The organism is Microbacterium paraoxydans (genome assembly GCF_020524545.1).
In the GTDB taxonomy this organism is placed as follows: Bacteria; Actinomycetota; Actinomycetes; order Actinomycetales; family Microbacteriaceae; genus Microbacterium; species Microbacterium paraoxydans_C.
The window spans coordinates 117,334-131,561 of sequence record NZ_JAIVLG010000004.1; the positions used below are offsets into that span (position 1 = coordinate 117,334).

The following is a 14,228-nucleotide window of genomic DNA, read 5'->3' on the forward strand; positions in this document are numbered from 1 at the left end:
CGTGGATCCGGTCGACGCGCTGCTCGAGATCGCTTCTCTGCTGGAGCGGGAGCGTGCGTCGCGGTATCGCGCGAAGGCCTTCCGTCAGGCCGCTGCGACGTTGCGAGATCTTCCGGATGACGTTCAGGGTGATCCCACGAGACTGCGCGCGGCCAAAGGCATCGGCGAATCCACATTCGCGGTGATTCGCCAGGCACAGGCCGGGCAGGTCCCCGACTACCTCGTCGAGCTGCGCGGCGATGTCGAGCCCGAGCGGGTATCGGAGCTCCGGGCGAAGCTCCGCGGCGACCTTCATGCGCATACGGACTGGTCGGACGGGACCACGCCGATCGCGGTGATGGCCGCCGCTGCCAGGGCGCTCGGACACGAGTATCAGGCGATCACCGATCACTCGCCGCGCCTCCGGGTCGCTCGGGGGCTGTCGGCCGAGCGCCTTCGGGAGCAGATGCCGCTGGTCCGCGCGGAATCCGGTGGCGGCTTCACCCTGCTCGCCGGCATCGAGGTCGACATCCTGGAGGACGGGAGCCTCGACCAGGAGGACGGGCTGCTCGCCGAGCTGGACATCGTCGTGGCATCGGTTCATTCCAAACTGCGCATGGATGCGCGGGCGATGACGGCACGCATGATCACTGCGGTCGCGCATCCTCGGGTGAACGTGCTCGGGCACTGCACGGGGCGGCTGGTCCAGGGCGATCGCGGGACACGCCCCGAGTCGACTTTCGATGCCCGGGCCGTCTTCGCCGCCTGCGCGGACAACGGGGTGGCGGTCGAGATCAACTCGCGACCGGAGCGCCAGGATCCACCGGACGACCTGATCGCGATCGCCCTCGCCGAAGGGTGCCTGTTCTCTATTGATTCGGATGCGCACGCGCCCGGACAGCTCTCGCTGCTCGACCACGGAGCCGAACGTGCTGAGCGCGCTGGTGTCCCCTCATCACGAATCGTGACGACCTGGGGTCTCGAACGGCTGCTCGCCTGGGCGGAGTGATGCGCCGTCGATCGCCGGCGGTCAGTCTGCGGCGGGGGCGGCTTTCGACACAGCCGTGAGAGCACGTGTCATCGAGCCGCCGAGGTTCCACTTCTCAGCGAGCGCGATTGCGGCGTCCACCTCGGCGGGGTCGAGCACGCGTAGAGGGGTATCTGGTGCCGTGATCGGCAGGCCGGTTGCGACCGCGACCACTGTCGGGGCGACATCGAGGTAGTCGGATGCGGCGAGCACCTTGGCGCGCACACCCGCGCTCATCCCCGCACCCGCTTCGGCCGCGGCTCGGATGCCCTCCAGATCGGTGTGCGTCTGCAACAGGGTGGCCGCCGTCTTCTCACCCACCCCGGCCACGCCGGGAAGGCCGTCGGAGGCGTCGCCCCGCATGGTGGCGAAGTCGGCGTACTGCGAGGGGAGCACGCCGTACTTCGCCACCACGGTGGCGTCGGTCACGAGCTCGAGGTTGCTCATGCCCCGGGCGGTGTAGATGACACGGACGTCGCGTGCATCGTCCACGAGCTGGAACAGGTCGCGATCGCCGGTGACGATGTCGACCGGCATCGTGGTCTTGGTGGCGAGGGTGCCGATCACATCATCGGCCTCATGCTCGGCGACGCCGATGATGGGGATGCCGATGGCGGCCAGCGTCTCGCGGATGAGCGGGATCTGCGCTTCGAGAGGATCGGGGACCTCTTCGACATCGGGGCCGACGGCGATGACCTCGACCACGCGGTGGGTCTTGTAAGTGGGGATGAGGTCGACGCGCCACTGCGGTCGCCAGTCGTCGTCCCAGCAGGCGATCACATGCGTCGGCTCATAGAGCGAGATGAGCTTGGCGATGATGTCGAGGAGACCGCGAGCGGCGTTGATGGGAGAGCCGTCGGGTGCCTTCACCTTGTCGGGGACGCCGTAGAACGCGCGGAAGTAGAGGCTGGCGGTGTCGAGCAGCATCAGTCGATCGGTCACGAACGACAGTCTGGCACGGTGATCTGACGCAAGCCCGCGGAAAGGGAACGCTCTCGTCGTCAACAACCCGCGGCATCGGGTCGTTCAGCGCAGGTGCGAGCCACGAGCGCGGTGTCGGCCTCGTAGATGCGGATCCGCTGGGTCGGACCTTCGACGGCGAGTTCGCCAGCCACCGGGAACCAGCCTCCGCCGATGTCGACCTCAGCCGTGTAGTGCGTCGTCACGTGGGCGAGGAAGGTTCCGCGTGCGCGATAGGTGTGACTCGTCGGCGTCGGGGTGAACGGCGCTTGTCCGAGAGCGGACCAGGTGTGGCCACCGCTGGCCGTGGCGGCCGTGCTTCCGTCGCCGTAGGTGAAGACGAAGCGCACGGGGGAGAAGCGCACGCTGATCGGTCTCCCAAGAAGAGTGCCGCTGCGGTTCTGCGCCGATGCCGAAGCCACGAAGTTCACCGGTAGCCCTGCGACGCCGACGTTGTCCGGCTCACCGGCCGTCGTCGTGGGCCCGGGTGCGAACTGCGCGACGTCGGTGATCGTGAGCGGCACGCCATCGTTGTTCGTCACGCGGACCGCGGAGATCCCGCAAGAGGTCACCCGCACCGGGTCCGGAGTGCACGGCGACGGCGGCTCGGCCTCCCCGGGGGAGTCAGGCGAGGCGCTGCCCGGAGACGTGCCCGTCTCGGTGGCGGAGATCGTCAGCTGGCTGCCATCGTTCTGAGCGGTACACAAACCAACAATCTGAAGTTCGCGAGCACAGGGAGTTCCCTCGGAATTGACGTTCAATGACGGAACTATCGTGGGCAGGCTCGCTAGGAGAACGACGACCGACGCAGCTAGTTTCAGCATTCTTCTACCGGCGCGTCCGTTTCGTCTTCGACCTGGAATGTGTCTCCAGACGCGCTCATGGTTGTGAAGAGCGCTATGGTTCTCGCGCGTGCGGTCGGAGTCACGTCGGTTCCGGCCGCGTCGACTACTCGTGTGCGTGACACGTCGAGACACACGAGCGCTGTGAGCGACGCATTTTGGGTATCGATGTCCGCTCTCAGCCCGCGAAACGTCGTGATCTTCACATCTCCAGTGACCTGGAGGCCTTCGGCGCGCAAGTAGTCCGAGGCCTCTAGATCAGCCTCAAGCGCTGCTCCAACTAGGTAAGAGTCAGGTCGCGCGGTGACATCGCCAGATCGACGGGCGTTGCTCGCGTCGTTGTACGCGCGGTAGGTCGCCTCGGCAGCGGCGAACGCTTCTTCTTCGGAGGCGAAGGCGGCGGTCGGGGTCGGTGTCGGCTCGGGGCCGGGGGAGCACCCTGCGAGCAGCGCGACCGAAGCCGCAAGGGCCGCGAGTCGCATCGAAAAGGCAGGGATCAGGGGAGTGGCCGGTGTCACTCCGCCACCGTAAGGGGAATGAGGTTCGGCCCGTTCGAGTTCTCCACAGGGAGGGCGTTCGAATCCGACTCCTGCGGTGCTCGAACTTCTGATAGCCTTAACCGTCACTCGTGGCGTGCACACGCATGCCCTCGTGACGAGAAAACCAAAATCCAACTGCTGAGAAGCATGCTGTCGGCCGTGCGCGGTCGTTGACTCTCAGCCCGAGTCTCCATTCACAAGGACAACCCACTACATGACTACCGCAACGACCGCCCCGGCCACCAAGCAGGTCGCCATCAACGACATCGGATCTGCTGAGGACTTCCTGGCCGCGGTCGAGAAGACCCTGAAGTTCTTCAACGACGGCGACATCATCGAAGGCACGATCGTCAAGATCGACCGCGATGAGGTCCTCCTCGATGTCGGCTACAAGACCGAGGGCGTCATCCCCTCGCGTGAGCTCTCGATCAAGCACGATGTCGACCCCAACGAGGTCGTCGCAGTCGGCGATCTGGTCGAGGCACTCGTTCTCCAGAAGGAGGACAAGGAAGGCCGCCTGATCCTCTCCAAGAAGCGTGCTCAGTACGAGCGTGCGTGGGGAGACGTCGAGAAGATCAAGGAGAACGACGGCGTCGTCACCGGTACGGTCATCGAGGTCGTCAAGGGTGGACTCATCGTCGACATCGGCCTCCGTGGCTTCCTCCCGGCTTCGCTCATCGAGCTGCGTCGCGTCCGCGACCTCACGCCGTACCTCGGCCAGGAGATCGAGGCGAAGATCCTCGAGCTCGACAAGAACCGCAACAACGTCGTCCTGAGCCGCCGCGCGCTGCTCGAGCAGACGCAGTCGGAGTCGCGCACCACGTTCCTGAACAACCTGCACAAGGGCCAGGTTCGCAAGGGTGTCGTCTCGTCGATCGTCAACTTCGGTGCGTTCGTCGACCTGGGCGGCGTGGACGGCCTCGTGCACGTCTCCGAGCTGTCCTGGAAGCACATCGAGCACGCCTCCGAGGTCGTCGAGGTCGGCCAGGAGGTCACCGTCGAGATCCTCGAGGTCGACCTCGACCGCGAGCGCGTCTCCCTGTCGCTGAAGGCGACGCAGGAGGACCCGTGGCAGGTCTTCGCCCGCACCCACGCGATCGGTCAGGTCACGCCGGGTAAGGTCACGAAGCTGGTTCCGTTCGGTGCGTTCGTTCGCGTCGCAGACGGCATCGAGGGTCTCGTCCACATCTCCGAGCTCTCCAGCAAGCACGTCGAACTGGCTGAGCAGGTCGTCTCGGTCGGCGAAGAGGTCTTCGTCAAGGTCATCGACATCGACCTGGAGCGTCGTCGTATCTCGCTGTCGCTGAAGCAGGCCAACGAGTCGGTCGACCCCAACGGCACCGAGTTCGACCCGGCTCTCTACGGCATGCTCGCCGAGTACGACGAGAACGGCGAGTACAAGTACCCGGAGGGCTTCGACGCCGAGACCGGTGCGTGGAAGGAAGGCTTCGACGCCCAGCGCGAGGCATGGGAGCAGGAGTACGCTGCAGCCCAGGCTCGCTGGGAAGCGCACAAGGCTCAGGTCGTCAAGGCGGCCGAGGCCGAGGCTGCAGCCGGAGAAGACTTCGGCGGACAGTCCTTCGCCACCGAGGTTGCCGGTGCCGGCACCCTGGCGGACGACGAGGCTCTTGCGGCTCTGCGCGAGAAGCTCTCGGGCGGCAACGCTTAAGCACCTCTCTGAAACGGGTCGTCGCCTCGCCTTCGGGCGGGTGCGGCGGCCCGTTTCGCGTACCCGCATTCCTGTTCCATCCCTTGCGTGACGGAACATTACGGTCCCATTCGTAACATCGGAGCCCGTCGGCCAGCATGAGGGTATGACGACCCTGCTGCCCTCGCCGCGCCTCGCCGACGCATCGATTGCGGCCGGGACGGCGCAGAGCGTGCAGCTCGACAGCGTAGAACGCTCTTTCCCGCTGTCGCACGGGCGGCGAGACGTGCTCAGGGGGCTCGACCTCGACGTCGCGGCAGGCGAGATCCTGGCGGTGGTCGGGCCTTCCGGCTGCGGCAAGTCGACGCTCCTGCGCCTCGTCGGCGGGCTGGACACTCCGACCCGGGGTGCCATCCGTCTGAACGGCGTCGGCGTCACCGATGTCGACGAGCGCACTGCCGTCGCGTTCCAAGAGCCTCGGCTGCTCCCTTGGCGCACGATCGCCCAGAACGTCGAACTCGGCCTGCCACGAGGAACAGCCCGTCGCGCCGGACGTGAGCGCGTGCAGGAGCTGCTGCGCTTGGTGGGCCTCGAGCAGGCCGCAGATCAGCGTCCGCGTGAGGTCTCCGGCGGAATGGCCCAGCGGGCCGCACTCGCCCGGGCTCTCGCCCGGAACCCTGGCGTGCTGCTGCTCGACGAGCCCTTCGGTGCCCTCGACGCTCTGACGCGCCTGCGCATGCATGATCTGCTCCTCGAGATCCACGCCGCAGAGCCCACCACCGTCCTCCTCGTCACACATGACGTCGAAGAGGCGCTCTATCTCGCCGATCGCGTGCTGTTGCTGCGAACGCTGACCGGTGAAGACCTCGAAGAGCCTTCCATCTCCCGCACGATCCTCGTGCCGGGCATCCGTCCTCGCGACCGCGCCGATCGCGGACTCGCCGACCTGCGCGCCGACCTTCTCGAAGGCCTCGGCGTCGACACCCACCACCGCACCACCGAGGAGTCCTGATGAGCATCACCACCCGCCGAATCATCCCTGCGATCGCGATCGCCGGGACGATGATGCTCGTAGCGACCGGTTGCGTCGCCGGCGAGAACGCCACGGCCTCCGACACGGAGAACACCTCGGGATCCACGGGCTGGTCCTCGGACACATTGTCCGTCGATTTCGCGACCTACAACCCGCTCAGCCTCGTGGTCCGTGACCAAGGTCTTCTCGAGGACATCCTCGGGGACGACGTCGACGTCGAGTGGGTGCAGTCAGCCGGCTCGAACAAGGCCAACGAGTTGCTGCGTTCGGGCTCGGTCGACGTCGGCTCGACAGCCGGTTCGGCTGCGCTGCTCGCGCGCGCCAACGGATCGCCGATCCAGGTCATCGACATCTACTCGCAGCCGGAGTGGTCGGCCATCGTGGTCGGCCCTGATAGTGACATCACTTCGATCGAAGACCTCAAGGGCGCCTCCGTCGCGGCAACGAAGGGCACCGACCCGTACTTCTTCCTGCTGCAGGCACTCGAAGAGGGCGGGCTGACCCTCTCCGACGTCGAAGTGCAGAACCTCCAGCACGCCGACGGTCGTGCAGCGCTCGACGGCGGATCGGTGGATGCGTGGGCCGGGCTCGACCCGATCATGGCCGCGGCCGAGGTCGAGTCGGGGGACAAGCTGATCTACCGGAACGTGGACTTCAACACGTATGGGTTCCTCAACGCCACCGAGGACTTCCTCACGAACCACCCCGATCTCGCGCAGGCCGTCGTGGACGCCTACGAGCAGGCGCGTGAGTGGGCTCTCGAGCACCCCGAACAGACGGCGGCGCTGCTCGCCGAGGTCGCAGGCATCGACCCCGAGGTCGCGACGACCGTGATCCAGGAGCGTTCGAACCTCGACGTCAGCGGGATCCCGGGCGATGACCAGCTTGCCGTGCTGGAGAAGATCGCTCCGGTGCTCGTCGACTCCGGCGACGTGCAGGGCGGCCAGGAGTCCATCGACAAGGCGCTGGCGTCGATCGTGAACGACACGTTCGCGAAGAAGGCGGTCGGCGGCGAGTGACGATTCCGGACCGACTGATCGTCCCTGCTGACTCCCGGGATGCCCTCGACCTCGCGAAGGGGGATGTCGCGAGCTCGGAACGCGCAAGTCGCCGCAACTGGGACCGTCCCGCCGTCCGGATACTCGGCGGGGTCCTGCTGCCGGCAGTCATCCTCCTCGTCTGGCAACTGACGACGACGTCCGGTCTCGTCGAGCCCTATCGTCTGCCGACGCCCGCATCGGTCTATCAGGCCGGCGTCGAGCTGGCCGAGAGCGGACAGCTCTGGACACACATCGCGATCTCGGTGCAGCGTGTGCTCCTCGGGTTCGCGATCGGCTCCGTCACCGGGCTCGCAGCCGCGGCCATCGTCGGACTGTCCCGATGGGGTGACGTGCTTCTCAGCCCGACCCTCGCAGCGGTGCGAGCCGTACCGTCGCTCGCTTGGGTGCCGCTCCTCATCCTGTGGATGCAGATCGGCGAGGAGTCGAAGGTCACGTTGGTCGCGATCGGCGCCTTCTTCCCGGTGTACACGACTGTGGCCTCTGCCCTTCGGCACGTCGATCCCCACCTGGTCGAGGCCGGACGTTCGTTCAGTCTGCGCGGCTGGTCTCTGTTCCGCACGGTGCAGCTACCCGCCGTCGTACCTTCGGTCGTGTCCGGCCTTCGCCTCGCGCTCGCGCAGGCCTGGTTGTTCCTCGTCGCGGCGGAGCTGATCGCTTCGTCCATGGGCCTCGGTTTCCTGCTGACCGACTCGCAGAGCACCGGGCGCATCGACCGCATCCTGCTCTCCATCGTGCTGCTCGCCCTGCTCGGAACGGTGACCAGCGGTATCCTCGCGCTGCTGGAGAAGTACCTGCTGCGCCGGTGGGTATGAAGGTGACCGAGCCACGATTGCAGGAGTCGCGTGTGTACGCGGCCGCTCCCGGGTTCCGCGACGTGAACGTCACCGAAGAAGCGTATGCACGGGCCGCGGTGGATCCGATCGCGTTCTGGGAAGAGGCAGCGCGTCGCCTCGACTGGTCTGAACCGTGGCACACGGCGCACGAGTGGGACCCACCGGCGGGGGATGCCGTCCCCGCCGCGCGCTGGTTCGTGGGAGGGCGCCTCAACGTCGCCGTCAACTGCGTCGATCGGCACGTCGATGCCGGACTCGGTGACAAGGTCGCCCTGCACTTCGAGGGTGAGCCCGGTGATCGCCGCTCGGTCACCTACGCCGAATTGCAGGAGAGCGTCTCCCGGGCAGCGAACGCCTTGGTCGCCCTCGGCATCGAACCTGGTGACCGTGTGGTGATCTACCTTCCTGTCCTGGTGGAGACGATCGTCATCACGCTCGCGTGCGCTCGGGTGGGCGCCGTGCACTCGCTCGTCTTCGGCGGGTTCTCGGCGGAGGCGGTGCGGTTCCGGCTCTCGGACACCGGGGCGAAGCTCCTCGTCACGAGCGACGGTCAGTACCGGCGCGGAGTCGCCACGGAGGTCAAGACCACGGCCGACGTCGCCGCTGCGGGTCTTCCCGAGCTCGAGCGCGTTCTCGTGCTCCGTCGCACCGGCCAGGACGTGCCGTGGGTCCCCGGTCGCGACGTGTGGTGGCACGACGTCGTCGACACGGCGTCTCCGGTGCATGAGGCGGCTTCGTTCGACGCCGAGCATCCGCTCTTCATCATCTACACATCCGGCACCACGGGAAAACCCAAGGGGCTCGTGCACACCTCCGGCGGATACCTCGCGCAGGCGAGCTGGGCGCATTGGGCGCATTTCGATGCGAAACCCGATGACGTGCACTGGTGCACAGCAGATCTCGCCTGGGTCACCGCGCACACCTACGAGATCTACGGCCCGCTCTCGAACGGACTCACGCAAGTCATCTATGAGGGGACACCCGACACTCCGCGTCGTGAACGGCACCTCGAGATCATCGAGCGCTACGGAGTCACGGTGTACTACACGGCACCGACGCTGATCCGCACCTTCATGACGTGGTTCGGCCCTGAGCTCCCGGGCGGTTACGACCTCTCGACCCTTCGACTCCTCGGCACCGTGGGCGAGGCTATCAACCCCGAAGCATGGGTCTGGTTCCGTCGCAATTTCGGTCGCGACGAGGTCCCGGTGATCGATACCTGGTGGCAGTCCGAGACCGGTGCCGCGATGATCGCTCCGCTCCCCGGCATCACGAGCCTCAAGCCGGGGTCGGCATCGCTGCCGCTGCCGGGGATCGACGTAGCGGTGGTCGATGAGGACGGACGTGAGCTTCCGCCCGGCCGTTCCGGGACTCTCGTCGTCCGACGCCCGTGGCCGGGGATGGCCCGTACGGTGTGGCGAGATCCGCAGCGGTACCGGGACGCGTACTGGTCCACCTTCGCCGGGCTCGGTGAGTTCGGCGGATTCTATGTCGCAGGCGACGGCGCGACCCGAGATGCGGACGGATACGTCTGGATCCTCGGTCGTCTCGACGACGTCGTGAACGTCTCCGGGCATCGACTCTCGACCATCGAGATCGAGTCGGCTCTCGTCGCTCACGACACGGTGGGCGAGGCCGGTGCTGCCGGAGTCTCCGACGCGGTCACGGGGCAGGCCGTGGCGGTCTTCGTGACGCCGTCCGGGCGTGCAGACGTGACCCCGTCGGACTTACGCACCCACGTCGCTCGGGTGATCGGTCCCGTCGCCAAGCCGAAGCACATCATCATCGTCCCCGACCTGCCGAAGACGCGTTCGGGGAAGATCATGCGCCGACTCCTGGCACAGTTGTGGGAGGCCGAGCAGGATCGCCGCGCAGGGCGCGAGCCGCAGCCGCTCGGTGACACCACCTCCTTGCAGAACCCCTGGGCCATCGGCGACATCGCCGACGCGCTCACCGACGTCGAACTGAGGACAGCATGACGGAAGAACACCGTTTCGGATTCCGTACCCGAGCTCTGCATGCCGGGGGCACCCCGGACGCGTCGACGGGTGCGAGGGCGGTTCCGATCTATCAGACGACGTCCTTCGTCTTCGACGACGCCGCGGATGCGGGCAATCTCTTCGCCTTGCAGAAGTACGGCAACATCTACTCCCGCATCGGCAATCCCACCGTTGCTGCGCTCGAAGAGCGTCTGGCCTCGCTCGAGGGCGGGATCGGCGCAGTCGCGACCGCCTCGGGCATGAGCGCGGAGTTCATCACCTTCGCGGCCCTCGTGGGTGCGGGTGACCATGTCGTCGCCGCGGCGCAGCTCTACGGCGGGACGGTGACGCAGCTCGACGTGACTCTGCGGCGGTTCGGCGTCGAGACCACCTTCGTCGCCTCGACGGACCCTGCTGATTTCGCCGCGGCGATCCGCCCGGAGACCAAGGTCGTCTACGTCGAGATGATCGGCAATCCCTCCGGCGAGATCGCCGACATCGAGGGCCTCGCGGCCGTCGCACATCAGGCCGGGGTGCCGCTCGTCGTGGACGCGACGCTCGCCACGCCGTACCTCGCGCGCCCGCTGGAGCACGGCGCCGACATCGTGATCCACTCCGTGACGAAGTTCCTCGGCGGTCACGGAACGACTCTCGGCGGTGTGGTGATCGAGAAGGGCACGTTCGACTGGGGAAACGGGAAGTTCCCGCAGATGACCGAGCCCGTCGAGTCGTACGGCGGTATCAAATGGTGGGACAACTTCGGCGAGTACGGTTTCCTCACCAAGCTCCGCTCGGAGCAGCTCCGCGACATCGGCCCGGCGCTCAGCCCTCAGGCGGCGTTCAATCTGCTGCAGGGGATCGAGACGTTGCCGCAGCGAATCGATGCGCACCTCGCGAACGCACGCATCGTGGCGAACTGGCTCGCCGCCGATCCGAGGGTCGCCTACGTCACCTGGGCAGGCCTCGAGGGCCACCCGCACCACGAGCGCGCAGCGAAATACCTGCCGCTCGGGCCCGGCTCCGTCTTCGCGTTCGGCGTCGCGGCGGAGGACGGCCGGAGCGCGGGGGAGAGCCTGATCGAGAACCTGCAACTCGCCTCTCATCTCGCGAACATCGGCGATGCGCGCACTCTGGTCATCCATCCCGCGTCGACCACGCACCGCCAGCTCACCGAAGATCAGCTCGTCGCCGCAGGAGTACGCTCCGACCTGATCCGCATCTCCGTGGGGCTGGAAGATGCCGAAGACATCATCTGGGACCTCGACCAGGCACTCACGACAGCGACGGGAGCGAACCGATGACCGCGACAGAGGCCGTTTCGTGTGCGCTCCCGGGCGTCGCAGTCGCCCATCCGGAACGGAGCTGGCTGGGGCCGAACCAGCAGGAGCGGTTCTCCCTGCTCCGCCGCGCGACGTCGATCGCGATCGTCGGCGCATCGAACAATCCGGCTCGCGCCTCGTTCTTCGTGGCGACGTACCTGCTCTCGAGCACGGCGTACGACGTGTATCTCGTCAACCCGCGTGAGAAGGAGATCCTCGGGCAGCCCGTCTACGCATCGCTGAGCGATCTGCCCGTCGTCCCGGACATCGTCGATGTGTTCCGCCGCCACGACGACCTCCCCGGCGTCGCGCGGGAGGCGATCGACATCGGTGCACGGGCGCTCTGGCTCCAGCTCGGATCGTGGAATGAGGACGCGGCTGCGATCGCGGAATCGGCTGGGCTGTCGGTCGTGATGGATCGGTGCATCAAGATCGAGCACGCGCGCTTCCACGGTGGCCTCCACCTCGCCGGGTTCGACACGGGCGTGATCAGCTCGCGACGGCAGCTGCTCGCACGCTGAACCGCGCTCGGGCGAACCCTAGACTGGCGTCATGCCTCTCATCGCCCTCACCGGCGGCATCGCCTCCGGGAAGTCGACCATCGCCCGGCGTCTGGCCGAGCACGGTGCGATCGTCGTGGACGCCGATCAGATCGTGCGCGACGTGCAGGCTCCCGGTACACAGGTACTCGACCGGATCGCCGAGACCTTCGGCGCCGAGGTCATCGCCGAGGACGGCGCGCTCGATCGGGCTGCGCTCGGTTCGCGGGTCTTCGGAGAGCCCGCGCTGCTCTCGAAGCTGAATGAGATCGTGCACCCCGCGGTGCGCGAGGAGTCGCAGCGACGGTTCGACGACGCGTTCGCGCGGGATCCGAATGCCGTGGTCGTGTATGACGTTCCGCTTCTGGTCGAGGCCCGCGTGGACGACCCCTGGGACCTCATCGTGGTCGCCCACGCGCCTGCCGTTGTCCGACGTCGTCGACTCGTCGAACTGCGAGGCCTGGATGAACGCGCGGCGCTGGATCGCATCGAGGCTCAGGTGTCTGACGAGCGACGGCTCGCCGTCGCCGACATCGTGATCGATACGTCGGACACCCTGGAGCGGACCCGTGAGCAGACGGATGCCCTCTGGGAGCGGATCAGCGCGAAGTGACCTTCTCCGGTCACGCGCGAGGCTCGCGTGAGTATCGGCGTCTCATCGTCGGCCTGTTCTTCGCGGGCGTCGCGACCTTCGCGCAGCTCTACTCCGCGCAGGCCGTGCTGCCGCAGATGTCGTCAGACCTCTCGGTCACCCCGGCGACGGCCGCTCTCAGCGTGTCGGCGGCCACCCTCGGTCTGGCGTTGGCCGTGGTCCCCTGGTCGATGGTGGCGGACCGCATCGGTCGCGTACCCGCGATGGCCGCGGGGGTGCTCATGGCCACCGTCGTGGGTCTCTCGGCACCCCTGAGCAGCGAGATCTTCGCTCTGCTCGCCCTGCGATTCGTGGAGGGGGTCGCATTGGGGGCCGTTCCGGCCGTGGCTCTTGCGTACCTCAGTGAGGAGGTCGCGGCGAGCTACACCGCTGCCGCCGCGGGCAGCTATATCGCCGGCACCACGATGGGCGGATTACTCGGCCGCATCGGCGCGGGCATCGTCGGGGAGATGGCCGGGTGGCGCGCCGGAATCCTGGCCGTCGCCGTGATGTGCGCGGTCGCCGCCGTGCTCTTCCTCTGGCTGACGCCTCGCGCCCGAGGCTTCATCCCCGGTCGTCAGCGTACGGACAGGGGCCCCGGCATCCTCGAGAAGCTCCGTGCGCCGTTGCGCTCACCGCGCCAGTGGGCGCTGTACGCGCAGGGCTTCTTGTTGATGGGGGCGTTCGTCGCGGTCTACAACTACCTCGGCTTCCACCTCGCGGCGGAGCCGTTCGCGCTGCCGGCGTGGGTGGTGACGCTGCTCTTCCTCGCCTATCTCGCTGGCACGGTCTCCTCGCCGTCAGCCGGCGTGCTCGCGTCTCGGATCGGACGTTTCCCCGTGCTGCTCGCTTCGACCGGGAGCATGGCCGTAGGGGCGGCATCGTTCCTCGTGCCGGTGACCGGCGTCGTACTGGTCGGGCTCCTGGTGTTCACCGCGGGTTTCTTCGGCGCGCACTCGATCGCCTCCGGGTGGACCCCGGTCGCTGCCGGTGCCGCGAGTCGGGCACAGGCATCGTCGTTGTACTACTTCGCCTACTACGCGGGGTCGAGTCTGTTCGGCTGGCTCCTCGGCATCGTGTTCGGGGCGGCGAGCTGGGCCTGGTTCGTGATCGCGGTCGTCGCCATGTGCGCCGTGGCGATGCTCGCAGCCGTGTGCGCGCTTCGCGGGACGGCGGCGGAACGGGGATGATTCTCAGCGGGAGGCGCGACCGCCGCTGATATTCTGGTTATGGGCGTGGGGACGCACCAGGGGATGGTCTGCTGGGGGATAGCTTTTCCGCGCTCTGAGGAGTGGAAAAGTGACTCAGGGTAATCATGGCGTCTCACGCCGGACGGTCGTCGTCGGAGCGGCTTGGTCGGTACCCGTGATCGCAGCGGCCGTGGCTGTGCCGCTGGCGGCTGCCAGCGCGGGGACGAGCAATGACGCGGCGAACTACTACTGGGATACGGAGGCCCAGGGGAGCTTCACCTCGCTGGTGCCCGCCAGCGGAGGGCTTCGAGCGACGTTCAGCACTCAGATCAGCTACCGGGCCGATCCGTGGGTCAACCCTCCGGCCGGTGCATCGATCGTGGTCGTGGTCACCTTCAGCACGCCGGTCACTCTCGATCCCGCATCGTCGTTCGGTTCCTGGGTTCCTGAGCCGGCCGGAGGGTCGTCCGCGACGACCTTCACCTTCACCAAGACGCCGCCGAACTTCGGCGATGCATTGAGCTTCAACGTGATCGGTTCCGCACCCGGCACCCTCACCTCGACCGCCACGATGAGCCTGGTCGACGGCGGCGCGACCACGTGGTCGACCGAGCCCTCGGCGCAGACGGCGACGATCGTCGCCTGACG

The 14,228-nt window shown here is 67.2% G+C and carries 15 protein-coding genes; 12 read left to right on the top strand and 3 right to left on the bottom strand.

Annotated features, from left to right (window positions below; translation table 11 throughout):
• Position 1: 1 nt before the first annotated feature.
• Complete coding sequence (locus LC041_RS09670) at positions 2-988, top strand: PHP domain-containing protein (RefSeq protein ID WP_226532895.1); 987 nt, start codon at positions 2-4, stop codon at positions 986-988.
• A gap of 21 nt (positions 989-1,009) precedes the next feature.
• Here the strand turns inward: LC041_RS09670 and LC041_RS09675 are convergent, their stop codons facing one another.
• The gene (locus tag LC041_RS09675; protein ID WP_226532896.1) at positions 1,010-1,948 is read right to left on the bottom strand and encodes a 5'-3' exonuclease; all 939 of its coding nucleotides are present in this window, start codon (positions 1,946-1,948) and stop codon (positions 1,010-1,012) included.
• Positions 1,949-2,007: 59 nt separating this feature from the next.
• Positions 2,008-2,508 (bottom strand): hypothetical protein, encoded by a 501-nt coding sequence (locus tag LC041_RS09680; RefSeq protein WP_226532897.1) that lies wholly within the window; start codon positions 2,506-2,508, stop codon positions 2,008-2,010.
• Here LC041_RS09680 and LC041_RS09685 point away from each other — a divergent pair.
• Positions 2,498-2,662 (top strand): hypothetical protein, encoded by a 165-nt coding sequence (locus LC041_RS09685; protein ID WP_226532898.1) that lies wholly within the window; start codon positions 2,498-2,500, stop codon positions 2,660-2,662. The genes LC041_RS09680 and LC041_RS09685 overlap by 11 nt on opposite strands.
• A gap of 121 nt (positions 2,663-2,783) precedes the next feature.
• Here LC041_RS09685 and LC041_RS09690 read toward each other — a convergent pair whose 3' ends face one another.
• Positions 2,784-3,326: a hypothetical protein gene (locus LC041_RS09690; protein WP_226532899.1), complete on the bottom strand. Its 543-nt coding sequence runs from the start codon at positions 3,324-3,326 to the stop codon at positions 2,784-2,786.
• Between the two features lie 235 nt (positions 3,327-3,561).
• Between LC041_RS09690 and rpsA the strand changes: the two genes are divergently transcribed.
• The 10 genes from rpsA to LC041_RS09740 all read left to right on the top strand — a co-directional run bounded on the left by rpsA (position 3,562) and on the right by LC041_RS09740 (position 14,226).
• Complete coding sequence (rpsA, locus tag LC041_RS09695) at positions 3,562-5,016, top strand: 30S ribosomal protein S1 (RefSeq protein ID WP_226532900.1); 1,455 nt, start codon at positions 3,562-3,564, stop codon at positions 5,014-5,016.
• A 145-nt stretch (positions 5,017-5,161) separates the two neighbouring features.
• A complete protein-coding gene (locus tag LC041_RS09700) occupies positions 5,162-6,007 on the top strand; it encodes an ABC transporter ATP-binding protein (RefSeq protein ID WP_226532901.1) in 846 nt (281 codons plus the stop codon).
• Positions 6,007-7,047: an aliphatic sulfonate ABC transporter substrate-binding protein gene (locus LC041_RS09705; protein ID WP_226532902.1), complete on the top strand. Its 1,041-nt coding sequence runs from the start codon at positions 6,007-6,009 to the stop codon at positions 7,045-7,047. The genes LC041_RS09700 and LC041_RS09705 overlap by 1 nt, the downstream gene beginning before the upstream one ends.
• A gap of 2 nt (positions 7,048-7,049) precedes the next feature.
• Positions 7,050-7,901 carry an ABC transporter permease gene (locus LC041_RS09710; protein ID WP_374197671.1) on the top strand — a complete coding sequence of 284 codons (852 nt, stop codon included), beginning with the start codon at positions 7,050-7,052 and terminating at the stop codon, positions 7,899-7,901.
• Positions 7,898-9,901, top strand: a complete 2,004-nt coding sequence (gene acs, locus LC041_RS09715; RefSeq protein ID WP_226533299.1) for an acetate--CoA ligase — start codon at positions 7,898-7,900, stop codon at positions 9,899-9,901. Before LC041_RS09710 ends, acs begins: the two co-directional genes overlap by 4 nt.
• Entirely contained in the window at positions 9,898-11,202 is a 1,305-nt protein-coding gene (locus tag LC041_RS09720) for an O-acetylhomoserine aminocarboxypropyltransferase/cysteine synthase family protein (protein WP_226532904.1), read from the top strand. Before acs ends, LC041_RS09720 begins: the two co-directional genes overlap by 4 nt.
• On the top strand, positions 11,199-11,741 hold the full coding sequence (locus tag LC041_RS09725; RefSeq protein WP_226532905.1) for a CoA-binding protein: 543 nt from the start codon (positions 11,199-11,201) through the stop codon (positions 11,739-11,741). Before LC041_RS09720 ends, LC041_RS09725 begins: the two co-directional genes overlap by 4 nt.
• A gap of 31 nt (positions 11,742-11,772) precedes the next feature.
• Positions 11,773-12,372 carry a dephospho-CoA kinase gene (gene coaE / locus LC041_RS09730; protein ID WP_226532906.1) on the top strand — a complete coding sequence of 200 codons (600 nt, stop codon included), beginning with the start codon at positions 11,773-11,775 and terminating at the stop codon, positions 12,370-12,372.
• Positions 12,369-13,580 carry an MFS transporter gene (locus LC041_RS09735; protein ID WP_226532907.1) on the top strand — a complete coding sequence of 404 codons (1,212 nt, stop codon included), beginning with the start codon at positions 12,369-12,371 and terminating at the stop codon, positions 13,578-13,580. Before coaE ends, LC041_RS09735 begins: the two co-directional genes overlap by 4 nt.
• Positions 13,581-13,689: 109 nt before the next feature.
• Positions 13,690-14,226 carry a hypothetical protein gene (locus LC041_RS09740; protein WP_226532908.1) on the top strand — a complete coding sequence of 179 codons (537 nt, stop codon included), beginning with the start codon at positions 13,690-13,692 and terminating at the stop codon, positions 14,224-14,226.
• Positions 14,227-14,228 lie beyond the last annotated feature (2 nt).

Coding starts and splice junctions, on each gene's coding strand:
- rpsA (WP_226532900.1), top strand. CDS start 3,562: ATGACTACCGCAACGACCGCCCCGGCCACCAAGCAGGTCGCCATCAAC.
- LC041_RS09700 (WP_226532901.1), top strand. CDS start 5,162: ATGACGACCCTGCTGCCCTCGCCGCGCCTCGCCGACGCATCGATTGCG.
- LC041_RS09705 (WP_226532902.1), top strand. CDS start 6,007: ATGAGCATCACCACCCGCCGAATCATCCCTGCGATCGCGATCGCCGGG.
- acs (WP_226533299.1), top strand. CDS start 7,898: ATGAAGGTGACCGAGCCACGATTGCAGGAGTCGCGTGTGTACGCGGCC.
- LC041_RS09720 (WP_226532904.1), top strand. CDS start 9,898: ATGACGGAAGAACACCGTTTCGGATTCCGTACCCGAGCTCTGCATGCC.
- LC041_RS09725 (WP_226532905.1), top strand. CDS start 11,199: ATGACCGCGACAGAGGCCGTTTCGTGTGCGCTCCCGGGCGTCGCAGTC.
- coaE (WP_226532906.1), top strand. CDS start 11,773: ATGCCTCTCATCGCCCTCACCGGCGGCATCGCCTCCGGGAAGTCGACC.